25 protein-coding genes and 1 pseudogene are annotated in these 22,669 nt (G+C 53.4%); 21 read left to right on the forward strand and 5 right to left on the reverse strand.

Features of this window, described 5'->3' with window-relative positions:
* The 16 genes and pseudogenes from HAP95_RS07790 to HAP95_RS07865 form a co-directional block, all read left to right on the forward strand.
* Positions 1-208, forward strand: a pseudogene (locus HAP95_RS07790) (heterodisulfide reductase subunit B); the annotation flags it as partial.
* 12 nt (positions 209-220) lie between these two features.
* Positions 221-1,276: a CoB--CoM heterodisulfide reductase iron-sulfur subunit A family protein gene (locus tag HAP95_RS07795; protein ID WP_215883709.1), complete on the forward strand. Its 1,056-nt coding sequence runs from the start codon at positions 221-223 to the stop codon at positions 1,274-1,276.
* Positions 1,266-2,084 carry a hypothetical protein gene (locus HAP95_RS07800; protein WP_215883710.1) on the forward strand — a complete coding sequence of 273 codons (819 nt, stop codon included), beginning with the start codon at positions 1,266-1,268 and terminating at the stop codon, positions 2,082-2,084. The genes HAP95_RS07795 and HAP95_RS07800 overlap by 11 nt, the downstream gene beginning before the upstream one ends.
* A 23-nt stretch (positions 2,085-2,107) precedes the next feature.
* Positions 2,108-2,827, forward strand: coding sequence for a 4Fe-4S dicluster domain-containing protein (locus HAP95_RS07805; protein WP_010637284.1), 720 nt, complete (start codon positions 2,108-2,110; stop codon positions 2,825-2,827).
* Positions 2,820-3,731, forward strand: a complete 912-nt coding sequence (locus HAP95_RS07810) for a CoB--CoM heterodisulfide reductase iron-sulfur subunit B family protein (protein ID WP_010637286.1) — start codon at positions 2,820-2,822, stop codon at positions 3,729-3,731. The genes HAP95_RS07805 and HAP95_RS07810 overlap by 8 nt, the downstream gene beginning before the upstream one ends.
* Positions 3,732-3,797: 66 nt before the next feature.
* Complete coding sequence (locus tag HAP95_RS07815; RefSeq protein WP_215883711.1) at positions 3,798-4,244, forward strand: biotin/lipoyl attachment domain-containing protein; 447 nt, start codon at positions 3,798-3,800, stop codon at positions 4,242-4,244.
* Entirely contained in the window at positions 4,241-4,636 is a 396-nt protein-coding gene (locus tag HAP95_RS07820; RefSeq protein WP_215883712.1) for a DsrE family protein, read from the forward strand. The genes HAP95_RS07815 and HAP95_RS07820 overlap by 4 nt, the downstream gene beginning before the upstream one ends.
* Positions 4,637-4,656: 20 nt before the next feature.
* On the forward strand, positions 4,657-5,097 hold the full coding sequence (locus HAP95_RS07825) for a glycine cleavage system protein H (protein WP_226832646.1): 441 nt from the start codon (positions 4,657-4,659) through the stop codon (positions 5,095-5,097).
* Positions 5,098-5,182: 85 nt separating this feature from the next.
* Entirely contained in the window at positions 5,183-6,304 is a 1,122-nt protein-coding gene (locus HAP95_RS07830; protein WP_024892999.1) for a radical SAM protein, read from the forward strand.
* Positions 6,305-6,357: 53 nt separating this feature from the next.
* Positions 6,358-7,428, forward strand: a complete 1,071-nt coding sequence (locus HAP95_RS07835; RefSeq protein WP_215883713.1) for a lipoate--protein ligase family protein — start codon at positions 6,358-6,360, stop codon at positions 7,426-7,428.
* Positions 7,425-8,486 carry an NAD(P)/FAD-dependent oxidoreductase gene (locus tag HAP95_RS07840; protein ID WP_215883714.1) on the forward strand — a complete coding sequence of 354 codons (1,062 nt, stop codon included), beginning with the start codon at positions 7,425-7,427 and terminating at the stop codon, positions 8,484-8,486. Before HAP95_RS07835 ends, HAP95_RS07840 begins: the two co-directional genes overlap by 4 nt.
* A gap of 24 nt (positions 8,487-8,510) precedes the next feature.
* On the forward strand, positions 8,511-9,647 hold the full coding sequence (locus HAP95_RS07845; protein ID WP_215883715.1) for a radical SAM protein: 1,137 nt from the start codon (positions 8,511-8,513) through the stop codon (positions 9,645-9,647).
* Positions 9,648-9,866: 219 nt separating this feature from the next.
* Positions 9,867-11,312: an OmpP1/FadL family transporter gene (locus tag HAP95_RS07850; RefSeq protein WP_215883716.1), complete on the forward strand. Its 1,446-nt coding sequence runs from the start codon at positions 9,867-9,869 to the stop codon at positions 11,310-11,312.
* Between the two features lie 166 nt (positions 11,313-11,478).
* A complete protein-coding gene (locus HAP95_RS07855; RefSeq protein ID WP_031572237.1) occupies positions 11,479-11,883 on the forward strand; it encodes a hypothetical protein in 405 nt (134 codons plus the stop codon).
* A 49-nt stretch (positions 11,884-11,932) separates the two neighbouring features.
* A complete protein-coding gene (locus HAP95_RS07860) occupies positions 11,933-12,940 on the forward strand; it encodes a lipoate--protein ligase family protein (protein ID WP_215883717.1) in 1,008 nt (335 codons plus the stop codon).
* Between the two features lie 31 nt (positions 12,941-12,971).
* Complete coding sequence (locus tag HAP95_RS07865) at positions 12,972-13,349, forward strand: hypothetical protein (RefSeq protein ID WP_215883718.1); 378 nt, start codon at positions 12,972-12,974, stop codon at positions 13,347-13,349.
* A 75-nt stretch (positions 13,350-13,424) separates the two neighbouring features.
* Here HAP95_RS07865 and HAP95_RS07870 read toward each other — a convergent pair whose 3' ends face one another.
* Complete coding sequence (locus HAP95_RS07870; protein ID WP_215883719.1) at positions 13,425-13,748, reverse strand: hypothetical protein; 324 nt, start codon at positions 13,746-13,748, stop codon at positions 13,425-13,427.
* A 125-nt stretch (positions 13,749-13,873) separates the two neighbouring features.
* Here HAP95_RS07870 and HAP95_RS07875 point away from each other — a divergent pair, with 125 nt between their 5' ends.
* Genes HAP95_RS07875 through HAP95_RS07895 form a run of 5 tightly spaced genes read left to right on the forward strand, consistent with a single transcriptional unit; the run spans position 13,874 to position 19,895 of the window.
* Positions 13,874-14,269, forward strand: a complete 396-nt coding sequence (locus HAP95_RS07875) for a hypothetical protein (RefSeq protein ID WP_215883720.1) — start codon at positions 13,874-13,876, stop codon at positions 14,267-14,269.
* Positions 14,270-14,272: 3 nt separating this feature from the next.
* Positions 14,273-15,070 carry a CbbQ/NirQ/NorQ/GpvN family protein gene (locus HAP95_RS07880; RefSeq protein WP_215883721.1) on the forward strand — a complete coding sequence of 266 codons (798 nt, stop codon included), beginning with the start codon at positions 14,273-14,275 and terminating at the stop codon, positions 15,068-15,070.
* Between the two features lie 9 nt (positions 15,071-15,079).
* Positions 15,080-17,572: a nitric oxide reductase activation protein NorD gene (locus HAP95_RS07885; RefSeq protein ID WP_215883722.1), complete on the forward strand. Its 2,493-nt coding sequence runs from the start codon at positions 15,080-15,082 to the stop codon at positions 17,570-17,572.
* Positions 17,572-18,753: an acetoin utilization protein AcuC gene (locus tag HAP95_RS07890; RefSeq protein ID WP_215883723.1), complete on the forward strand. Its 1,182-nt coding sequence runs from the start codon at positions 17,572-17,574 to the stop codon at positions 18,751-18,753. The genes HAP95_RS07885 and HAP95_RS07890 overlap by 1 nt, the downstream gene beginning before the upstream one ends.
* Positions 18,750-19,895: an aldo/keto reductase gene (locus HAP95_RS07895; protein WP_215883724.1), complete on the forward strand. Its 1,146-nt coding sequence runs from the start codon at positions 18,750-18,752 to the stop codon at positions 19,893-19,895. The genes HAP95_RS07890 and HAP95_RS07895 overlap by 4 nt, the downstream gene beginning before the upstream one ends.
* 144 nt (positions 19,896-20,039) lie before the next feature.
* On the opposite strand, the gene HAP95_RS07900 is transcribed toward HAP95_RS07895, so the two are convergent.
* From HAP95_RS07900 to HAP95_RS07915, 4 genes are all read right to left on the reverse strand, one after another.
* Entirely contained in the window at positions 20,040-20,402 is a 363-nt protein-coding gene (locus HAP95_RS07900) for a hypothetical protein (RefSeq protein WP_215883725.1), read from the reverse strand.
* A 275-nt stretch (positions 20,403-20,677) separates the two neighbouring features.
* Positions 20,678-20,914, reverse strand: a complete 237-nt coding sequence (locus HAP95_RS07905; RefSeq protein ID WP_215883726.1) for a hypothetical protein — start codon at positions 20,912-20,914, stop codon at positions 20,678-20,680.
* A gap of 449 nt (positions 20,915-21,363) precedes the next feature.
* Positions 21,364-21,819, reverse strand: a complete 456-nt coding sequence (locus tag HAP95_RS07910) for a DUF2442 domain-containing protein (protein WP_215883727.1) — start codon at positions 21,817-21,819, stop codon at positions 21,364-21,366.
* 222 nt (positions 21,820-22,041) lie between these two features.
* On the reverse strand, positions 22,042-22,626 hold the full coding sequence (locus tag HAP95_RS07915; protein ID WP_215883728.1) for a TM2 domain-containing protein: 585 nt from the start codon (positions 22,624-22,626) through the stop codon (positions 22,042-22,044).
* Positions 22,627-22,669 lie beyond the last annotated feature (43 nt).

Genomic DNA, 22,669 nt, shown 5'->3' on the forward strand with positions numbered 1-22,669 from the left:
CTGTGGGGCCGATCCCTTCAAGATCGTCCAGCTCCAGTGGCATGCTTCACCCTGTGAAGATCTGGTGGAAAAAATGGGCATCAGCTGGGACAAGGCCAAAGCCGACTTCCAGGAATACCTCAAACAGGTCGAGCAGGGCAATGTGGAATACCTCTACAACCCCGAACTCGCCACTAACCAAAATATCAACATGAAAGCGGGCGCTTAAGGAGAAAAATCAGTGAGTGCACAGGATACAGTATTAGTCGTAGGTGCCGGCCCAGCCGGTCTGTCAGCAGCTGCAACTATCGCTTCGATGGGTAAGAAAGCGGTTATCGTCGAGAGAGAAGATATTCTCGGCGGTGCCCCTATTATTTCTGGTTACGCCAAACTCGTGCCTTCCGGTGAGTGGGCCAAGGACGCTATTGGCCGTATGGTCAGTCGGGTAGAAGGGGATGGCAATGTGGCCATCCACAAATCGACCAAGGTGACCATGCTTGAAGGTGAAGTCGGCAATTTTATGGCGACTCTGAGCAATGGTGAAAAGGTCGAGGCCGGGTCCATTGTGCTGGGAACAGGTTTCACCCACTTTGATTCCATCAACAAGCCGGAATGGGGTTTTGGTACCTATGAAGACGTATTGACCACCACCCAGATGGAACAGATGGTTGGTACCGGTCAGATTACCTGTCCTTCGGATGGACGGGTGCCCGAGCGTGTAGCCATTCTGCTCTGCGTCGGTTCCCGTGACCGTCAGATTGGTCGTGAATGGTGCTCAAAAATCTGCTGCACCGTTTCTACGAATCTGGCGATGGAAATCAAGGAAATTTCACCGAGCACCGATGTGTTCATATACTACATGGACATCCGTACGTTCGGCCTTTACGAAGACAAGTTCTACTGGAAGAGTCAGGAAGAGTACAAGACCAAGTTCGTCAAAGCGCGTATTGCCGAAGTCACCAAATCACCGGACGGTCGTTTGCTGGTGAAGGGCGAAGACACCCTGGTCAAACGTCCTATTGTGATTCCTATGGATATCGTTGTTCACGCTATCGGTATGGATCCCAATGCACTTAATCCTGAAATCGCCAAGACTTTTGGTATTGGTCTCGAAAAGCACGGCTTTATTGATCGTGCCGAGCAGTACACCAATAGCCAGGGAACAACGCGCAAGGGTATTTACGTGTGTGGTGCGGCTACCGGCCCGGAAGATATCGATACTTCTATTGCCCAAGGCCAGTCCGCTGGTTCACGTGCAGTAGCCGATCTCTTCGGACAGCAGAAAGTTGCCAGCTGATATCTACCAGGGCAGGAACGAAGAACATATCGTTCCTGCCACACTGCCCATTGAGCTCGACAAGGGCCTGCTCAATCGTTCTTTCTATGAACTGGAAGAAGCTTTTGAGGGACAACAGGGTCTTGCCGATCTGGTGAGCAGCATGGCAGAAAAGACGGCAAGTTTTCGCCGTCTGCTACTGGAAGAACAGCAACCCCTGACCGAAACACAAATGGAACATCTCGTCGCGCAGATGTTTACAGCGCGGCGGAAAATATGGCCGCTCATAAAGGAACAAGGTGCGGCCAAGGTTGGGGAGTTAATGCGCGATCTGCTCACCGGACACGGTGATCTGACGCAGCGTATGGCAAGATTCGAAGAGGCCTTGCCAGCTACTGGAAAAGTCAAACGTGTCATCAGGGATGTGGCGGCTGAAGTCCTGCACTTCAGCGACCCGGAGCGTTATCCACTGATGACCCGCTGGGTCTGGGATCAAGGAACAACTTCCGGAGCCATTCGTGAGTTTATTCGTGGTGGTGATTACCTCACGGATTTTCCTTTTGGCGAGAGCCCCGAAATGTTTGAGGGGCTACGTCAGTGGATGCGTGAAACACTGCTGGAGTTGGGCGTATATCGTGATGTTCCCTATATGGTGGACATCATTCTCTCTCATCAGTATTCACAGTATGTACGGGCAATGGCAGAAGGTTTTTTGCGTTCGGACTTTGGCGGTCAGACCGACTTTACGGAGCAGATTCGTAAGTTGCTGGGTGTTGAAGTACAGCGGCGGATGGGCGGGTCTCGTCTCAAAAGAGACGACATTCATTGATGAATTAGGGTTTAGGAGCAGCTATGGCTATTCATGAAAAAACACTGATCGATCCAGATCGGATTTTACAGCACGACCATCTGGTAGTGGACGGAGTCGATGTTTCAGGTTCCTGGAACACGATGATTACTCCTCGTACGCTGACCGACTATGAAGAAAATTTCGAAAAAATCATTCAGAGCTACAGCGGTGGCGAGAATGTGCATCGTTGTTGGCAGTGCGGTTCCTGCACAAACTCCTGCACCATGTACGCTCAGAACGTGGACTTCAATCCACGGTACTGGATTTATCTGATTCGTCTGGGCCTGAAGGCCGAGTTGATGAAAGATAAGGACATTATCTGGCAGTGCGTGTCCTGTAACAAGTGCACCAACATTTGTCCTAAGGACGTACGCCCTGAAGGCGTAATGAAAGCCACCGCACACTGGATGGAAGATAATGGGCTGACCCCCAAGACCCTTTCCACCCACTTTGACGAAGAATTCACCCATCAGTGTATTGAGTTTGGTCGCATTGAAGATACCGAAGTCATGATGGGTTTTTACAAGCGTTCCAATCAGCCTTTGGTGCAGGCCTGGATTGTTGAGTTCGGAAAGCGTCTGTCCAAGGGCTTGCCTCTGGGGCAGTTGGCGAAAATGGGTATGAATGTTGTTTTCCGTCCGAAAACCAAGTCCTGGGGCAAGACCGGAGAAGTACTCGCAGAATATGTGAAAGCACAGAAGGAGGCTGCTCATCATGGCTAAGGTTGCATATTATCCGGGTTGTGCGCTGGAAGGTTCCGGCGGTCCCTACGACAAGTCCACGCGCGTTCTGGTCAAGGAACTTGGCCTGCAGATGGAAAATCTTGAAGACTATAACTGCTGTGGCGCCATGGAGGTGAAGAATATCCACCCCATGCTGCAGACCTACATGTCCGCTCGCAATCTGGCCATTGCCAGTAAATTGCAGGGTTGTGATACGGTGATGGCACCTTGCAATGGTTGTTACCGCAACCTGAAGCAGACGGAATATGAATGTGCCACTTCTGAAGAAACCATGAAGACGGTCCAGGATCTGGCGGATAAATCCGGTGATCCGGTTTATGACGGTGATGTGCGGACGTTGCATGCTCTTGAGTGGTTCATGGAAGAAGTCGGTCCTGATGGTATCAAGAGCAAGGTCAAGAAAAGTCTCAACGGTCTGAAAATAGCCAATTATTATGGCTGTATGTATACCCGTCCCCGGCAGATCTTTCCGGAAAAGGACCAAGGTCCCGGCTCTGAGTCCAGCTATGCACCGCATTTTATGGACGACCTGCTCAATGCAGCGGGTGCGGTAGCCGTCGATTTTCCCTTGAAAACCGCTTGTTGTGGTGGTGCGCATACGCTTTCTGACTCGGATACCTCCACTCAGTTGGTGTTGAATATCCTCCAGGCAGCCGAAGATGCCGGCGCTGAAGTTATTGCTACCGAATGCCCGACCTGTCACTCCGGCCTGGAAATGCACCAGGTACGTGCGGAGACGGAATTTGGTATCAAATCCAACGTCAAAGTCATTTACTTCACCCAGTTGTTAGGGTTGGCTATGGGCTTGTCTGCACGCAAGGTTGGCATTCCCGACAACGTCAGCGATTCCATGGACCTGCTCGCGGCCAAAGGCATCGTATAACAAGGTTGGAAAGCGCCCCGTAATGGGGCGCTTTTTTTTACCTGCCGCTGTCAACAGGGGGAGGCTATGGAATGTAACGGATGCGAATTTCGCGCCGAATTATATTATGATCAGGAGTGTCAGATCTGGGTGCGTCGCGAAGGCGACGGAACCCTTACGGTGGGCATGACGGATATTTCTCAGTCAATTGCTGGTAAAATTTTGCATGTGCGGGTGCGCCGTCCGGGCACGCGCAGGCCCGTAGGCAAGCCGGTGGCAACCATTGAAAGTGGCAAATGGGCGGGTCCGGTTCCTAATGTGTTTGATTGCGTAATAGATTTGGCCAATGAAGATGTGCTGGAAGATTCCAACCTGCTGAATATTGAGCCTTACGAAGCGTGGATTGCCCGGGTTCGACCGGTGGCATCCGTGGACGTAGCGTTAAAAAAAATGTTTACTGGGGATGCAGCATTTGAGTTATATCGGCAGCGCTGTCTGCGCGACGACATCCATTGTGAACGGGGTATGCGATGAGTGATCATTATTTGAACGATGACGGTGAAAAGTCGGTGGTTATTGTGATGACCAGTGGCCCAAGCACCGCCCATCGTTGCGCCACGCCTTTCTATTTGGGTTCGCTGTTGTCTTCCATGGACGCAGAGGTTAAGATTTTTTGCACCATGGAAGCCGTAAAACTCATGAAAGTGGGCGTTGCAGAAAATTTGGCAGCGATGGAAGGTGGAAAGCGGATTATTGATTTTATCCGCGATGCCAAGAATGCTGGAGCTCAGCTTTATGTATGCCGACCGGCTCTGCCTGGATATGAGATTGAAGCGGATGACCTGATTGATGAAGTGGATGAAGTCGCTTCAGCAGGTGACCTTGCTGATCTGATTTTGTCTGTTGACCGGCTATTGTTTTTTTAATTTAAAACCCGAAGGAGAAAATGATGGGAACTGTACGTGGCTGTGAAATCCCCGAAGATTTGATGTACAACGTTGATAACAACGTTTGGTTGCGCAAGGAAGATGACGGCAGCATCACCATTGGTATGACTTCTTATGCCTGTGCTTTGGCTGGTCAGATTGTTTCCTACACCCCCAAGGGTGCTGGAAAGGACATCAAAAAAGACAAGTCTGCCGCAACGGTAGAATCCGGCAAGTGGGTAGGTCCGCTGAAGAGCCCGGTGAGTGGCACCGTGGTTTCCAGCAATGATGACGTAGCCAAGGACCCGGGCCTGATTAACAAGGATCCCTATGGTAGTGGCTGGATTGCCAAGTTGACCCCGGCTGACTTCGCTGGTGATTCCGGCGAGCTGAAAACCGGTGCTGACGCTCTGGCCGCTTTTGAAGAAAAGATGACGGCTGATGGTTTTGGCGGCTGCTGAGTTATTCAGATAGCCCTATCCAGTCAGACGGCCGCATTTTGCGGCCGTCTAGCTTTCTTAATGGTTGACAAGGATGGAAATTAATATGAACCCATGGTTAAACGCTGTTTCGCAAGTGGAAGCATTAGAAGATCTGACGCTCAACGCTGATCTGGTCGAATCCATGCGGGAGCGTTGGTCTGGCCTGGCTGGCAGCCAGGTGGGTCGTATCAATTTCTATACCCCTTCATTCAAACACCACGAAACTTCGGAAGTTTCTGCTTGTGGTAAAAATGCGTTCCCGGCCATCTCCATTACCGGCGGTGACTGCAAACTCCAATGTGATCACTGCAAGGCCAAAATTCTGGAACCCATGATTCCGGTACGCAGTCCTGAAGAACTGGATCGCCTGGTCGATCAGATAGTTCTGGACGGTGGTCGCGGTTTACTCCTGTCCGGTGGGTCGGACCACCAGAATGTAGTTCATTATGAACCGTATTTCCCTATGGTGCGCAAAATCAAGGATCGTTATCCCAACCTGCAAATTGCCATGCATACGGGTATTGCCACCCCTGAATTTGCCAGAGGTATGGAAGATGCGGGAGTAGATGTGGCGATGATGGATGTGATCGGCGCCCAGGACACCATCAATCAGGTCTACCATCTGCGTCGCACTGTGGATGACTTCGAGGCGGCCCTGGAGGCTTTGGTTGCTACCTCCATGAAGGTTGTTCCCCACATTGTTATCGGTTTGCATTATGGAGAACTGCTGGGTGAGTGGAATTCGCTGGAAATCATTCAACGGCATCTGCCCAGTGCCTTGGTGCTGGTCGTGATTATGCCCCAGTATGCCTCTTCCAGTCGTCCTTTTGTGACCCCGCCCACCGATGAAGTCGGTAAATTCTTTATGGATGCCCGTGCTGCACTTCCAGAAACCCCGGTGTTATTGGGTTGTGCGCGGCCATCAGGCGTTCACCGTTCCATTACCGATACCTATGCGGTCATGGCGGGTCTCAATGGGGTGGCATTTCCCTCCGATGGCATGTTGGCATTAGCCAAGCATCTGGAACGGGATGTGTTCGTAACGCCTTCCTGCTGCTCCATGATTGTCGGCGAAGAAGTGCTCAGCATGGGCGACGAGTCGACGACCATGCCTCTGGATTACGTACCTGCCGCTCCCAAGCGTCGCACCCAACTGCGCGATATTCCCATCGTCTTCACGGCCTGAGCAATGTACGTGGTATTTGTGACCAGCTTGCAGCAGCGTCGGGGTTACCCGCAGTGAACGCTGCAGCGCAGGCTCCCTGGCTGGTAGTAGATACGGGTTTGCGTCCAGCCGATGAAAACATGGCGCTGGATAAAGCTTTGCTGCAGGCGATGGGTGATCAGGCCATTCCCAACATTTTCCGCTTTTTGCGCTTTGAAGAATCGGCGCTGGTGGGTTACCACCAGTCTCCGGATCAGGAATTGAATCTGGATTTTTGCCGGGAAGAGGGCATTGCGGTTCAGCGCCGGCTTACTGGTGGTGGTGCGTTGATTTTTGATCCGACCCAAATTGGCTGGGAACTGGTCTGCCATCGGGATGCTCTGCCCAAAGGCGATATGGCGGCAGTCTCCCGGCAAATATGTCTGGCGGCTGCGGCAGGTTTGTCGAAGCTGGGGGTCAATGCCCGTTTTCGTCCGCGTAATGATATTGAAGTGGAAGGCAAAAAAATCTCCGGCACGGGCGGTATCATGGACGGCGATGTTTTGCTCTTCCAGGGTACCGTGCTGGTAGATCTGGATATACCCAGAATGCTGCGGGTCCTTCGGGTTCCGGTGGAAAAGCTGGATGCCCATGCCATTGCTTCTGTTGCTGATCGGGTCACCAGTTTAAGAGCCCTGCTCGGCGAAGCGCCTGAGCTAAGCATGGTTCAAGAGGTGTTGCTGGAAGGTTTCCGCTTACACCTGGGATTGTCTTTTGAAACAGGAGAAATGCCAGAACCGGTCATGGCCTTACTGCCCGGGATGTTGATTGAAATCCGCGATCCGGAATGGTTGGGTGTGAACAACCGTGCCCGCGACGGTATGCCACTGCGCAAAGCCAGTCTGCGTGCGCCGGGTGGAACCCTGCAGGCAGAAATCCTCTGGGATAGCTTCGGTAATCGGGTGCGTCAGGTGCATTTCAGCGGGGATTACTTCATTCAGCCCCGCCGCGCCATCGTCGACATGGAAGCCGCCCTGCGTAATGTGCATCTGAATGACGTGGACAGCATTTTGACGGAGCTGTTTGTGCAGCAGCGGATTGATGGTTTTGGTTTGCAGGCTGAACACTTCGCCAGTGTGCTGCGTATGGCAGCGGAGCAGCCATGAATAACATCAAGCTGGATGTGTTGATTATCGGTGCCGGCCCGGCCGGAACTGCCGCAGCCCGTGCGGCCGCCTATAAGGGACTGCGGGTACTGTGTGTGGATCGTCGGGCGCAAATTGGCCTGCCGGTACAATGTGCAGAATTTGTTCCCATGCCCTTGTTGCGCACTGTTCATGAAACCCAAGCGCGGGTGCAGGATGTGGCAGGCATGATGACGGTTCTTCCTTCCGGCCTAGCGCATCACAGCGTCTTCCCCGGTATCATGATTGATCGGGGCCGTTTTGATCAGGGGCTGGCAGAGCTCGCTCAGGCCGCCGGGGCTGAGGTGAAAACGCGCTGCACCTTTCTTGCCTGGGATGGTCGCCACGCCCAAATCAAGCTGTCTACCGGTGAGATTCAAGAGGTTGAACCCTTGCTGATGATTGCCGCCGATGGTCCGCACAGCCCGGTGGCTGAAGCGATTGGATTGCCTCATCAGCAGGTGGTTTATACCCGACAATACACGGTACCCTTGAATCATCCCTATGCGGATACGGATATTTTTCTGTCTGATGCTTTTCCAGGGGGCTACGGCTGGTTATTTCCGCGTGGACCTGTTGCCAATTTGGGTTTGGGGGCGGATAAACGCTTTGAGGATAATCTCAAATTACCGCTGGAACATCTCCATCAGCAGATGGTGGAGCGCGGCATTATTGGTCCCGAAGTGCTCGGTAGAACTGGTGGTGCCATACCCGTTGGTGGATTACGCACCATGATCCACGGTAATGTTTTGCTTTGTGGGGATGCTGCCGGATTGACGCATCCCATTACGGGCGCGGGCATCCCTGCGGCGGTCATCAGTGGGGAAGCTGTCGGTTTGGCCGCTGCCGCTTTTCTGTCCGGCGATGAAGATGCGCTGGAAAGTTATGAAGAAGACATGCAGGATCAGTTCGGACCCGCTTTGCGCCGGGCTGTGCAGCGCAGAACATCTCTGGAAGCTGTGTGGCGCAAGCCTGCAGCCCAGGAAGACCAGGTAATGCGATCCGCCTGGATCGCTTTTGATGAATACTTTGCCGCTTAAGGCAGATTGACAGGAGGAACGTCCATGAGTGCGGTAGTCGAAGAAAATTCTCAGACCCTAAATTTTTATCGCCCGGATTATTTCGTCAAAACACCGACGATGCGTTCCCCGGACTATGTGCAGTTGAGTACGGCGGCAGCCATTACCCTGGGTTTGGTGCCCGGCGTGATGCATCGCACCTCTTGTACCAACTGCCTGAATCTGCTGATGACCTACCCGGAAGGTTGCCGCGCCAACTGCACCTACTGTGGTCTGGCTCGCCATCGCGAAGAAAGCCGCGATTATGCCGACCGCAACTTCATTCGGGTGGACTGGCCGACGGTGCGGGTGGACGAAATGCTCGAACGCATTGCCCGGAACAGCGACAAGGGTGATTTTCAGCGTATGTGCATCAGCATGATTACCCATCCCGATTCAGACAATGACACCATGACCATGCTCAAACGCTGGATGGAAGTCGCCCCCCATATTCCGGTTTCCATCCTTTCCAACCCGACCACCATGGACAAGCAGGATCTCATCAACCTTAAAGAAGCCGGTGCGGACATTTTCACGGTGGCTCTGGATGCGGTGACTCCTGAAATTTTTGAGCGGACCCGTGGCAAAACCGTACAAAGCCCGCATTCCTGGGATAAATACTGGCAGGCCATTGAATGGGCGGCCGAAATTTATGGACCGGAAAAATTTGGCGCCCATCTGATTTGTGGCATGGGTGAAACCGAACAGGAAATTCTTGAAGTCTGTCAGAAAATGAAGGACATGGGTGGTCATAATCATATGTTTGCCTTTTTCCCGGAGAAAGGTTCCATGATGGAAGACTGGGATCCGGTGCCTCAGGATCATTGGCGTCGCGTTCAGTTGGGCCGCTTCCTCATTGATTATGCTGGTGGCCGCTACGATGACATGAAATTCGACGAATATGGCCGGGTAGTGGACTTCGGCTACCCCGAAGCAGAGCTGGAAGACATTATCAACTCCGGTAAGCCTTTCCAGACTTCCGGCTGCCCCGGCAAAGACGATGAAGAAGTCAGCGCCTGCAACCGTCCCTATGGCGATTCTTCGCCCTCGGATATTCGTTCCTTCCCCTTCGCCCTCAACAAGGAAGATGTGGAAATTGTGCGTCGGCAAATGCGTTTGCAGGACCTGCAATTCCCAGGCTGACTGGCTTTATAAATTGGTCGAATGAAGAAAAGGGGCTTCGGCCCCTTTTTTAATGGGGATTCCCCAAAATTCAGTAATATTTATTGTTGCTAATATGCCAATATTTTAAGCGCTGATAATTGGATTAAAAAATTGATAGATCAATGTTCTTGCAACACTGTTCCCGATAAGACACAATCATCGTGTCATTAGCGACACAACTGTGGGCGGAGGATACAGATGAAAAAATCACGGATTTTAGGGGTAGCAGTAGCAGCGACTCTGGCAATGGGAATTTCCAGCAGCGCTTTTGCAACGGATGGTTATCAATTGATTGGTATTGGTCAGTATGCCATGGGTATGGGTGGCGCGGTTGTCGCAGCACCAGATGATCCTTTGTCTGCAGCGATGAGTAACCCTGCCGGTTTGGCTCTGCTGGCCCCGCAGGCAGCTTTCTCGGCTGAAATTTTTAACCCTACGCGCAAAACCAATATGGGTTTTGGCGAAATTGGAAGCCATAGTAACGTTTATGGTGTACCTGCTATTGGTTGGGTAGCACCTGCTTTTGGTGATGGTATCGTTTTCGGCGGTGGTGTCTATGGTACTTCTGGGTTAGGGGTTAACTATTTACAGCAGGTTCCTTCTGGTGTTGAAGCTGGTATACAGCAACAGCTCGAGCAGAACGGCCTGTCCCCGCAGGTAGCATCACAGTACGCATCACAGTACGCAGCACAGCTGCCGGGTGGGCCATCATTCAATAACAGCTATATCCAATCATTTAGTAGTATCACTTTTATGCAATTGGCTCCTTCCATTGCTATGAAGGTGAATCATCATTTGGCAGTAGGTGCGACTTTGAATGTCGCTGCTGAACAAGCTTCGTTTCAACAGACCATGACAGGTTACGCGCCCGGTGAAGTTATGAATCAAAAAGGTGAGATAGTTCCCGTTCCTGGAGGCGTTGCGCAGACAGGTGGTCTGAATTTGTCATCACCATCGTGGGCCTATGGTGTAGGCTTTACGTTGGGCGCACTGTATCAAGTCAACGACATGGTAACCCTGGGCTTTACGTATAAATCACCAATCTGGTTTACGCCTTTGACCTGGCAAGCTGGAACACAAAATGGCCCTGGCGGCGCAACAGGCGCAGCTGGTCAATATAGTGGACATTTGAATTATCCTCAGCAGATCGCTTTAGGTTTGGCTATTCATCCTACCAAGCAATGGCTTATCAGTGTTGAGGGACAATGGATCAATTGGCGGAGCACACTGAACACGTTCAATATTTACGGCCCATGGACTGATGCACAAGGAAATGCGCAGGGTAGTGTCAGTCTGGGAACACACTGGAGTAACCAGTGGGTGGCCAACATCGGTACCCAGTACGATGTCAATAACTGGCTGCAGGTTCGCGCAGGCTACACTTACGGTAGTAACCCCATTCAGGCAAGTAATATAGGCAACAATATTTTGTTCCCGGCCGTAGTGGAGAATGCCATTACTTTTGGCTCAACCCAGAAACTCGGCATGGGCTGGAAGTTGACGGAAGCCTACATGCACGCCTTTGCTAATACACTCACTGGTGCTGCTGGTTCTTCACCGTTCGCTCAAAACGGTGGTACCCAAGCCCCCAGCGCCACCCTCGCCGAAAACTCCTTCGGTCTGCAAGTCGGTTACGACTTCTAAAACTATACCCCTCCTCAGGGTACGTAGGAGACGGGCGACCGTCTCCTTTTTTGTGTTCAGATTTCGGGACTGCGTTGGCGTCGCAAAAAATCCCTAACCTTGCGCCCCAAGGGGGTTTTGCGCGAAACTGGCCTGAATCCGATCAGCAAGGAATCTAAGGAATCTCATGAAGTCCATACCGATTACTGATGTCAGTAGCCTCAAAAATGAACTCAACAAATACAAGATGGGGAAAAAGCTGGAGATTCCCCGTTTTAATCAATTGGCGAGAATGGCCTATATGGGTCGTTTGGTCATGACGCCACTGGATCCCGAAGATCCGGCCTGCAAATCATTTCTGGTGCATGTGCAGGAACCTTTGGGCATGGCCGCGCACTTTATCGAACTGGATGAGGATTTGCAGGATACCATCCTGATTCTGGATAGCGAGCAGTCCATGGCTATGGCAGGTATTATGCAAGCGGGTGTGGAAGAACGGGTGCGCTGGCATGAAGCCTTGAATGAGCGGGATTTCTATTTTTCGGCCTTTTACCGCCCCAAGGACAGGGAAACCCGGGAAGAAAACGCCTGATTTGATGACCTTCGGCTATTTTCAGCTCCGGTCAGGGCAGCTCTGAGGGGTGCAGTTACGCATCATCTCCTTAGAGGTACTGTCCCCGGAGTTACTCCACAAAACCTATGTGGGGCTGGCAGAGGCGCAAAGTGACAGTGATCTGCCTATTTTGCTGCTGGTACAAAGCGCAGCACATCTGAGTCTGGGTGCGGCGCAATCTGCCGGGGCGGAACTCGACCTACCTGCTTGCAAAAAGCTGGGGGTCCCGGTGCTGCAAAGATCCTTGGGGGGCGGGCTGGTCTGGGTGGATGGCGGACAGCTCAACTACTTTTTTATTTTTCCGACGGCGTGGGGTGCGCGCCGTGCCCCTGAGCTTTTTGACTACATTGCGCCCTGGATGGTGGCTCTTTATGCCCATTTTGGGGTGCTGGTTGAGGCGCGCGATGGGCACGATTTCTGGTGCGCCGGACGTAAAATCAGTGGGACCGGAGCAGCGAGTATTGGACGCAGTCTGGTGCTGGGCGGTAGCGTCATGCTTCATGTGGACTGGCAGAGTTTTGTCGGTTGTGTGGCAGCCCCTTCGGAAGAGTTTCGCGCCTGGCTCGCGGAGGCCTTGGAGGACAGTGTCTGGAGTTGGTCGCAACTGTCCTCCTCGCCACCCACGCCCGAGGCTCTACGCGCGGCTTTTCCTCTGGTGCTGGAAAAGTTGGGTGTGCAAGTGGTCATCGAGACGGTGCTGAGTCGCGATGAGCAGCGCGCCGTGGCAGAAGCGGAACGGGAAGAGCCGGAATGGGAAGACCGCAGAAGCCGCCGCGTTTCTGCGGGCATTAAGATTAAAGCGGGCGCTTTTCTGACAGAACGCCATTGGCCGGAAAGGCAGTATTTACGTGTCTGGACAGAAAATGGCTGCTTTCGTATGGTGAAAGCCTCGCTGTGGGCAGAAAGCGAGACGCAGATGTTCAGTGGCTTGCAGATGGGTTCCCGCGCTTTCAACACCGCCTTGCAACAATTGACGGGTGACGAATATGACCTTTGGGCGGCGCGATTTGCCGAAACGGCTGTCTGGAAAGATTAAAATCCGAATCCAGAATGACAGGAGATGACGAATGCCCAGTATTGATGACCGGATGCGCAAACGTTTTATATTGATGAATAGTGATTTGGCATTGCGTCAGGCGGTGGAATCATCTACTCCGGAAAAGTGGGAAATGACAGAAGCCACAGATCTGGATGCTTTTGATGAATGGCAGGAAATTCTCTTGCACCGCTTTATGCTGCTGAATCTGGAAGATCCGCAAATCAGTGATCCGGTGGAATTGATAGACATGATCCGCCGCGAGCACCAGCTGAATATCCCTATTTTCTGTTTGGGTGGGAGCCGCGAATTGCGTGATCAGGCGCGTTCAGCGCGGGCTGACCGTTTTTTTGATCGGGAAGAAGGTTTGCAACGTCTGCCGGAATTTTTCCAGCAGTTTGCCTGGTAATAAAAAGCACCAAAAAATAGCGCCGCTGGCTTTGTTCAGCCGGGCGGCGCTTGATAGACCGATTGGCTCGGTGGTTCAGCCGACCTTGGCGTGTGCCTCGGTGTCCAGCAGCAGATCATGGCTTTCGCTCTGGCCTTCGGCGCTGACGGTCAGGGTAGCAATGCGAATGCCGGCATCCTTGAAGGTGACTTCGTAGGAGAAAATACCTGGCAGTTCCAGGGTGCTTTCTTTCAGAGTCTTGCCTTCACAGGTTACACTGACTTTGGCGCTGCCCTGACCTTCCAGCATGGCCTGAATCCGGAAAGGATGTCCGGCGACGCGACGGTAGACCTGAGGATCGCGATTGGCGTTGTATTGCAGGTTGTTCAGTTTGACCATCTTGACGAGTTTGTTGTTCATGGTTGCCCCTTATTAATCACACTATAAAATGAATTATACACGCATTTAGCTAAAACTCTTTTATCCTAGACGAAAATCTCCCGGAGTGGTAGCGGGTTTCGCCGAAAAACCGATCAGGAGTGATGATGACCGAGTCAACGCAGTTAATTACGGCACTGGATGCCGCCCATGAACGTATTGAAGCACTAGCCAGACAACAAATTGCAGGAATGCCTTTGCCCGAATTGCTGGTCGCTGGTATTGCCGAAGCGCAGGCCATGTTGCGCATTATGCTGGAAAACGAGCATAAGCCTTATGCCAGCGATGCGGATTTGCTGGAATTGTGGAAAACCCTGGTGAAGGGCAAGCCGCACTGGAATACGATTCGCGATAATTGTCGTGAACTGATTTACTACCAGAATTGTCTGAAAGCGGAGCGTCAGGATGCACTGCCCGCCCAGCCTGAGCGGATGGTGATTCATACCCTGCGTCATATATTTCTTTATTTGCGTAGTCATGCCGAACAAAATCAAGAGGGTTGAGTAATGAGTGAAATGATTATCCAGGAACCTTTTTATCAACCCGTAGCCAATGAAGTCGGGGTGTTTATGGCGGCCTGGAGCCGCCGTTTGCCGGTCATGCTCAAAGGCCCGACAGGCTGCGGCAAAACCCGTTTTCTGGAACATATGGCCTGGCGTCTCAAGCGGCCCCTGATTACCGTAGCCTGCCACGAAGATCTGACCAGCTCAGACCTGGTCGGGCGCTTTCTCATTGAAGGGGATGCCACGGTCTGGCAGGACGGACCCTTGACTAAGGCGGTGCGTGAGGGGGCGATCTGCTATCTGGATGAAATTGTCGAAGCGCGGACCGACACGACGGTCGTGATCCATCCCCTGACGGATCATCGCCGCCATCTGCCTATTGAAAAGCTGGGCACGGAAATCAATGCGCATCCCGATTTCATGCTGGTCATTTCCTACAATCCCGGTTACCAGACGGTTTTGAAAGATCTTAAACCTTCGACCAAGCAGCGTTTTGTGGGTATGAATTTTACCTATCCCCCGGCCGAGGTGGAAACCCGGATTGTCATGAAAGAGGCGGGGCTGGATGAATCCCGCTCCAAGGCCCTGGTGGCGGCAGCAGATAAAGCCCGGAATCTCAAGGATCAGGGCCTGCAGGAAGTGACCTCGACGCGCGCGCTGATTTACGCCGGAGCGTTGATGATGGCGGGACTGGAATCTCTGGAAGCTTGCACCATGGCGATCATCAACCCGCAAACGGATGATCCGGAATTAAGTGAAGCTTTGCTGGAAATTTTCCGGACTTTTTTCCCGGAACGTTAAGGAGCTTTCATGTCGGAAGCGACCGAAGAAATCCTCGAACATCTGGCGGCCATCAGTTTTGTGGCCGGGCGTGATGCCCGCGAAGCGCTGCCTGCAGTGACGCCGCTCGGAGAAGCCGCCACCCTGCGCTTTCTGGAAACAGGCAGAGACCTGTTTTTTTATGATCGGGAAGCCGGCAAGGCCTTTTTTCATGCTACGGCCAACATGGTGGCGACTTTTGGTGGTCTGGATCCCTGGCTGGAACAATCGCGGCAGTTTCTGACTCAGCGCGGAACTTTTCGAGCCGTAGTCGGCTTTTTTGCGCAGGCGGCCTCGGTGCGTAAAAACTGGGGGGCCGAAGGCGAGGCGCTGTGGTTCAAGCTGGGGGCGGCCTGGATTGATCGTCATGTGGATAGTGCTGCGGCTTATTTTCGGATGCCGGTGGCGCCGCTTTTTGGGGATAACGGCACAACTGGCCTGACTGCCCTGCTGCAACCTGCTGACAGCCTGGCCAAGGGCCGTCTGGGACTGGGGACTTATCTGGATGGCGCCATCAAGGTGCGCGGCATCTGTGGTCTGGACGGTGTAGCGGAATGGGCGCGACGCGGGGCAGATGTGCTGGCTGCCGGTCGGATTCGGGGTGAGGCCTGGTTCCGTCTGGAAAGTGATGAAGCCCGCAGCTTTCTGCTGGAGGTGCTGCCCGGTTTTCGGATGGGAACCCACAAGCGGCTGTTTGGTTTATTGCTGCAGGCCTGGACCGGATTGCATTTACCTTTGGAAGAGGGCGACTGGAGTCTGGAAGGGGGCCGCAGTTTTCTGGAAACCGATGGCCGCAGTCTGTTTGTACCGGCGGTCATGCCGGATCGGGAAGAAGCCCTGCTGGCTTTTTACCATACCGGTGCGCATCTGGCGTATGACAGCTATGAGCAGGATGCCATCCACGCCCTGTTTGCGGAAATCGGCATGGAGCATCCACCCCTGGACCCCGATCAGCGCATCACCTGGCGCCCGCTGTTTGCCCAGTTTGGCGAAGACCTGATTCGTTTCCAGATGATTTTTGATTTATGCGAAGACCTGCGCGTAGATGTAGCGCTGGATCGGGAAATGCCAGGATATATCTCTCGGGTTGTACGGGCAGCCCGTAAGCACGGACTGCCTGAGGGTGTGGCTGCTGCCTATTATGAACAGGCCCAACGCTATCTGGAAAATTACCAGCAAGGTCGGTTGAGCCCTGATCTGGCTGATTTGACCCGTTGTGAAGCCGGTATTGTGGATGCCTTTCGGGTAGCTATGGGGTTGTATGCCACAACCACCCTGCCGCCTTTGACCCTCACGGAGCGTGCCCGAGCTTATTTGCCCGGCCATTCTCCCAATGCCGCAAGGCCCGTCTATCCCCGGCAAAAAAGCGGCAGCGATGGACCGGAAGTAGAGGGCGACAGTGCCCTGGGTGCGGCTGGCCATCAGGAAAAACCCAAGGAAACCCCGCAGGCCGCCGAGGGGAATGACCCGGACATGGAAATCCCGCCCGAAGATATTCAGGGTACGGGGGGGCGCGTGGGCGTGGGTATTCCTTTGCCGGCCAAGGTGGTGGGCAGCGGTCGGGGTGTGAAAGGCCCCAAGGGCGGCTGGCCCTACCGCGAGTGGGACTACCGTCATCAGCAGTACAAAATGGACTGGGCAAGGGTGCACGAACGCAAGCTGCGCGAACAGGATGAAGCCAAGGCCATTGAAATAGCGGCTGAATATGATGGGACTTTGCGACGCTTGAAGCGCGCCCTGCAGGCCCAGAAGCCGACCCGGATGTCTCCCCGTCGTCGCCAGTATGAAGGGGAGGAACCGGATCTCGAAGCCGCTGTACAGTTTCTGATTGAAAAACGTGCCGGACGTTCGCCCAAAGCCAGCGTGTATTTGCAGCGCCGTCCCCAGCAAAGGAATACGGCGGTGTTGCTGCTGGCCGATCTTTCCACCTCCATCATGGCTGAAGCAGGAGATTCCGGGGTGCGCGTGGTGGACCGACTGCGTGCGGCCATGCTGCTTTTTGGTGAGGCGTTGCTGGAAGTGGGGGATCCCTTTGCGGTCTATGGTTTTGCGAGCAAATATCATGATGAGGTGCTGATGTACCCCATCAAGCGCTTCACCGACAAATTTGACGCAAGAGCCAGGGCCCTGTTGGGAGGCTTGTCGGGGCGTCTGGCGACGCGCATGGGAGCGGCTATCCGCCACAGCACCAAACTGATGCTGCGGAGCCCTGCCCAGCGCCGCCTGTTACTGATTCTTTCCGATGGTCGTCCGGCAGATTATGATGACGGGGGAGATGCCCGCTATTTGCAGGAAGATACCCGCATGGCGGTGCGGGAAGCGCTGGAACTGGGTATTCACGCCTTCTGTATCAGTCTTGATCCCCAGGGTGGAGAATATTTGCCGCAGGTTTTCGGACAGGGACACTATCTGGTACTGCCGCATCTGGATAGCCTGCCGGCGCGCCTGCCCGAAGTGTACCTGCGCCTGCGGGGGCATGGCTGATGAATGAAAAGGAATTACTGCAGCCACGGCTTGCGGCTACCCGTTCGGCCCGCTTTGTCGGCGCTGCCCGATATCGCCGCGCCAGTTATGGCAGTAATCATCCGCTGGCGATTCCGCGCGTTTCCCTGACCCTGGATCTGATCAACAGTTATGGCGCTATTGCTCCCGAAGAATATTGCCTGGGGCGTCCAGCCAGTCATCAGGAGCTGTTTGGTTTTCATACCCGCGATTATATCCAGGCCTTTGAACGTGCCCAGTTTCGCGGTAATGTCCGCGATACAGATCGTAAACAATATCAACTGGGTACCTTGGAAAATCCGTATTTCCCCGGTTTTTTTGATACGCCCAATCTGGCTACGGGTTCCAGCATATTGGCCGCAGAGCAGGTATTGCAGGGTTTTACCGCTTTCAGTCCGGCAGGAGGAATGCACCATGCGGCACCCGGCCAGGCGCGCGGATTTTGTTATCTGAATGATCCGGTGCTGGCTATCCAGCGTCTGCGCAAGGCCGGTCTGCGCGTGCTGTACTGGGATATGGACGCCCATCATGGCGATGGCGTAGAGGCAGCTTTTCATGCGGATCCTGATACCTTGACGGTTTCCCTGCATATGGACACGGCTTATGCCTATCCTTTTCAGGGTGGCGGGCTGGATGACCATGAAGGAATGGCGGTCAATCTACCCCTTCCAGCAGAAATCAACGACACGGAATATGCGGCAGTTTTCGAGGCCCTATGGTTTCGGATCATGCAGCAGTTTTCCCCGGATGTGGTGGTCCTGCAGGCGGGTACAGACATTTTGTCTCCGGATCCGCTGAGCAAATTCCGGATATCCAATGGACTCTTCTGGCAGATACTCCGGCGCCTGCTCGCCGAAAGTCCGCGTTTGCTGGTTCTGGGTGGAGGAGGGTATCATCCCATTGCTTTGGCACGTTGCTGGACCGGGGTTTGGGCGATTTTGTCCGGGCGGACACTGGACGAAAATCTGCCAGATTCAGGCCGAGCCCTGCTGGAAGGCGTGGAATGGGATCTGGACGATGAAGAGGCCCCTGATTACAGCCGTCAATTTCAGTATCTGGATGATCTGCCCTTGCCGGGTCCCTTGCGGAGCGAAGTGACGGATCGTCTGGATTGTCTGTTCCACCATCATCCCCTTTTTGCAAACAGGAGAAACGCTGCGTGAATGCTGCGGATAACACATTGATTCCCGGAGCCGCTAGTAGTGTCGGCAGTAAGGCCTATGTAGCGCGTTTTGCAGAGACTCTGGCGGAAGAACATTTCAGTGATTTTCTGAATACCCGGATCAAGCTGTCCTCTTTGGGGGTAGGCACATTCCCTGGCGCGGTGGATGATGTGACGGATTTGGCCGTGGCGGCCATTGTTGCTCAGGCCCTGCAGTCCGGGATTAACGTGATTGATACCGGTGCGAATTATCGTTTTGGCCGGGCTGGTCGGGCGGTGGGGGCCGGTATTGCCAAAGCCATGGCGGCGGGAATTCTCCGCGAGGAGTTTTTTGTGGTGGGCAAGGGCGGATTCTTGACCTTCACGGGCGGGCGTCCCGAAGATCCTCTCGCCTTTTTTCGCGAGGAAGTGGTCGCCAAAGGCTTGGGCGAAGAAGAAGACCTCGCCCAGAATGTGCATTGCCTGAGTCCCGAATATATTGCCTGGCAACTGGATGATTTACGCAGCCAAACCGGCCTGGAAACCCTGGATGTGTTTTTGGTGGATCAGCCGGAGGTGCATATTCCGCTGATTGGCAAAGAACGTATGTACCAGAAGTTGCTCAAGGTCTTTACCCTATTGGAGCAGGCGGTCAAGGAAAACAAGATTCGCTATTATGGCATATCTACCTTCAATGCCTGTCGAGTGGAAACCGATCACACCCTGTTCCAGTCCCTGACCAGTCTGATTGGTCTGGCCGAGAAGGCAGCAGGCGATGGCAACAGACACCATCTGCGGGTAGTGGAACTCCCCTTTAATGCCCTGATGCCCGAAGCCTACACGCGCTTCAGTCAGGTTGCCGGACAGGGAAATATTGGTTCGACCATTCAGGCGGCTTTTCAGCTCAAGCTGACCGTCATGGCCAGCCATACCCTGGGTAAAGGATTGCTGGCCCAGGAAGAAATCCCCTCCTTGCAGGAAGGGATTCCCGAACTGGCCAATGCGGCGCAGCGGGCCATTCAGTTTGTGCGCTCGACGCCGGGCATTGGCGTCACCCTGGTGGGAATGAGTTCACCCATTCATTTGGCAGATTTTTTGGCGGTGGCCAAGCAGTTACCCTTACCCAAAGAACGCTATCTGGCGATGTTTGAAAAGGAAAAATAGTTTTGAGTGAACCTGGCTTTTCTGGTTTTTACGCAAAGGGCCGATTGCTCTGACGCTAATTCCATATTGAACGATCTACAAGGCGGGTGCTGCGGAGTTCTCCGTCAACCTTGTTGGCCTTTCTGAAGCCCATAGAAGTTCGTTTCACGGCGTCCCATCCCATTTTCTGCGTTTCATTTTTTGTTCTCTGATGGCCGACGAGATACTGCCCATCACAAACAACGCGGGTATGGCATATTGGAACACTTCCGTCATGATATTTCCGACCACGATTCCGCCACGGGCCATACCTGTGTTTACGGCGTTGGGTATTGCTGCTGCGGGATTGGTGGCAACGGGGACGGGTACTGACTCATTCATCTGGTTCATTTCGTGCAGGAAATGCACATGCCACAGGTGAAAACCGATATAGGCGAAGACAGCGATCATCAAATCCATCCACCATGGCAATCTGGTGGCCATAGTGAGCAGATCTTCAAATAAGGATGTTCTACCGCGTTTTTGCACTACGCATGCTCCTGTTTTAAAACGGTAAGGCCAGTCTATACAGGCTGTCTACAGCCATCTCTGATGTGGTCCTGCCCGGAGAATTAGACGAGCCGTGCAGAAAAGCAAGCCCGCTACTCCCACAGCAACTTATCCGACAAACCAATCCTCTGCCGCACCAAACATCGTGGGGGCAACCTGACCCCATCTGACAATACCCAACGATATTCGTATCGGGCGCTACGCCGCCGAGTGGTTTTTGACATGAAGTTTTTCCTGATGATCGGGCCTGTTGCTCAGAACGGCTCCGGATCATCGATGGCGTAGCATCCACCCAAATCATAGGCATCGAAAACCGCTTCAACTACCGCATAGGGCGGCCCATTGAACCACGACGGATCCGCACAAACAGGGCTACTGTCCGCGTGTGCTATATGGATAGCGGCGATGGTTCTGGTGCCCACATCCGTGCATCGCCAGGTGCCTGTCACCGTTTTGAAGGGCTCCCCTATTTTGAATTGCGCGTATTCCACTTTTTCTCCTGGGACCATCGTTCTCAACGCCCTCATGAATTAGAGCAGTCGTGTGTCGTGCAGCCCCATTATTCTCCATTTTCTCCAGCTCCCCCAGGCGATGTTCTGATGCCATTGACGATGGGCCAACCTGCGAAGGCCTTGGTGTTTGAGCCATACCTGCCGTCTTAAGGCACAACCCCGGTATCCTGTATCGACATAACGGCCAGGTGCACACCGCTTGGAGCAGGAGGTACCAGGCAGGTGGTTCCTGCAATAACCTGCATAGCGATGCGCCTTAAAGCGCGTTTGAATGTGAATAAAAGCGAATGGACCATTGCGCGGTTTACATTTTCTGTGTTTTCTCACGATCGGTTCCTCCTACGCAAGACGAGGCCTTTCCCACTGTATCCAAAACAGAGAACTGATCGAAAAAGGTGCGCTACCGGATCGCCATCTATCACGCCTTCTTATACTGATCCGGAATGGGTTAACGATCGCGGGCGTCCCCCTTTTTTGCCATTCTCACGGGATGCAGCAGCCTTTGCGGGCGTTCTCAATCTGCCGTTATAAGAAGCTGTTACCGTTTTAGCCACCTCCAGCAGAGGTTGACTCATGGCCATAAGCCCGGCGATAGAAACGTGCAAGTCTTGATCATTGAGACACAACGCACTGCCGGCAAAACATAAACTCAGTTGCTGGCGTTCCTTCTCCGTGAGTGCTGACAGCTCAGAATAGTTCGCTACGGGCAGAACAATCGCTGTCTGGTCGCCAAAGGTAATCATCAGCGCGCGCGTGTCCGGCAGGTAGCGCAAGGACTGGGCATGAATACTCCCTCTATGGTGACGCTGACCTAGAGCCACAGCCCGCTGCAACACTTCGGGCGTTACCTCTTCGTCAAAACCATTTGTTGCCTGAATCGTCATAATTGAATCTCCAAGGGCAAAGGGGCACCTGCCAAATGTAAAACCGTCATATTCTGCACAGCATCAAAACGACCGGATACAATCTGGACGGTACCGGGCCGCCCGTCTTTCGGGATTACCACCGCCTGAGCAGCGGTGTCCCATAATAAATGATCCAGACAGAGGGTTTCGGATGGAGGGTTTTGACTATACGCGACCAGTCTCATTATATTGGCTCGCCCGCTAATGATCTTTGGGCTTTTCGCCTTTGGGCGCGCTGGCAATTTCCCGCAACAGTTTTTCCTGTTCTGCAAAGGACATACGTCTTTGCCCCGGCGCGAAACCTTTATTGGCAGGGTTTTGTGTAGCAGGGTGCCCGGCCCGTTCACTTTCCTTGGTGGCCGTATAGTTTTGTAACTCACGTTGCCACTGGGCAGGCGCTTCACCCGTATCTGTGCGACCCTGATAATTAGCAGGCGCGGCAGGGGTTTGTCGGGCAAACCAGCTGGCCTTGCGCAACTCCTTGTTATAGGTACTGATCCAGTGGCTGATGCGGCTAAGATCCCAAAGAGCGAACGCCAGCATCAGGACGGCCAGGCCAATGGCTTCCCAAAATAACCCCAGTATGGCCAGAACCACTACGGCGGCCGTTATCAGTGGAAATACCCAGGCCAAAGATTCTTCCAGATAAAAACGATGGGCGCCAAAGGGGAACAAAAACCAGTATAGATAGGCCCATAGAGGTTTTTTCTGGAGTTTTTGCAAGCGAATTTGTAAACTCTGTACCCCGGCGCCTTGCAGATCGAGCTTTTCCCAAGCCTTGGGCATGGGTTATCCTCCTTAAATACTGTATTGAAGTGCTCAAATATTA

Origin of the sequence: Acidithiobacillus sulfurivorans (assembly GCF_018853815.1) — a bacterium.
In the GTDB taxonomy this organism is placed as follows: domain Bacteria; phylum Pseudomonadota; class Gammaproteobacteria; order Acidithiobacillales; family Acidithiobacillaceae; genus Acidithiobacillus; species Acidithiobacillus sulfurivorans.

Excerpts from the sequence above, each read along its gene's own strand:
- HAP95_RS07805 (WP_010637284.1), top strand. The coding sequence starts at position 2,108 with ATGGCTATTCATGAAAAAACACTGATCGATCCAGATCGGATTTTACAG.
- HAP95_RS07810 (WP_010637286.1), top strand. The coding sequence starts at position 2,820 with ATGGCTAAGGTTGCATATTATCCGGGTTGTGCGCTGGAAGGTTCCGGC.
- HAP95_RS07815 (WP_215883711.1), top strand. The coding sequence starts at position 3,798 with ATGGAATGTAACGGATGCGAATTTCGCGCCGAATTATATTATGATCAG.
- HAP95_RS07820 (WP_215883712.1), top strand. The coding sequence starts at position 4,241 with ATGAGTGATCATTATTTGAACGATGACGGTGAAAAGTCGGTGGTTATT.
- HAP95_RS07825 (WP_226832646.1), top strand. The coding sequence starts at position 4,657 with ATGATGGGAACTGTACGTGGCTGTGAAATCCCCGAAGATTTGATGTAC.
- HAP95_RS07830 (WP_024892999.1), top strand. The coding sequence starts at position 5,183 with ATGAACCCATGGTTAAACGCTGTTTCGCAAGTGGAAGCATTAGAAGAT.
- HAP95_RS07840 (WP_215883714.1), top strand. The coding sequence starts at position 7,425 with ATGAATAACATCAAGCTGGATGTGTTGATTATCGGTGCCGGCCCGGCC.
- HAP95_RS07845 (WP_215883715.1), top strand. The coding sequence starts at position 8,511 with ATGAGTGCGGTAGTCGAAGAAAATTCTCAGACCCTAAATTTTTATCGC.
- HAP95_RS07850 (WP_215883716.1), top strand. The coding sequence starts at position 9,867 with ATGAAAAAATCACGGATTTTAGGGGTAGCAGTAGCAGCGACTCTGGCA.
- HAP95_RS07855 (WP_031572237.1), top strand. The coding sequence starts at position 11,479 with ATGAAGTCCATACCGATTACTGATGTCAGTAGCCTCAAAAATGAACTC.
- HAP95_RS07865 (WP_215883718.1), top strand. The coding sequence starts at position 12,972 with ATGCCCAGTATTGATGACCGGATGCGCAAACGTTTTATATTGATGAAT.
- HAP95_RS07870 (WP_215883719.1), bottom strand. The coding sequence starts at position 13,748 with ATGAACAACAAACTCGTCAAGATGGTCAAACTGAACAACCTGCAATAC.
- HAP95_RS07875 (WP_215883720.1), top strand. The coding sequence starts at position 13,874 with ATGACCGAGTCAACGCAGTTAATTACGGCACTGGATGCCGCCCATGAA.
- HAP95_RS07880 (WP_215883721.1), top strand. The coding sequence starts at position 14,273 with ATGAGTGAAATGATTATCCAGGAACCTTTTTATCAACCCGTAGCCAAT.
- HAP95_RS07885 (WP_215883722.1), top strand. The coding sequence starts at position 15,080 with ATGTCGGAAGCGACCGAAGAAATCCTCGAACATCTGGCGGCCATCAGT.
- HAP95_RS07890 (WP_215883723.1), top strand. The coding sequence starts at position 17,572 with ATGAATGAAAAGGAATTACTGCAGCCACGGCTTGCGGCTACCCGTTCG.
- HAP95_RS07910 (WP_215883727.1), bottom strand. The coding sequence starts at position 21,819 with ATGACGATTCAGGCAACAAATGGTTTTGACGAAGAGGTAACGCCCGAA.
- HAP95_RS07915 (WP_215883728.1), bottom strand. The coding sequence starts at position 22,626 with ATGCCCAAGGCTTGGGAAAAGCTCGATCTGCAAGGCGCCGGGGTACAG.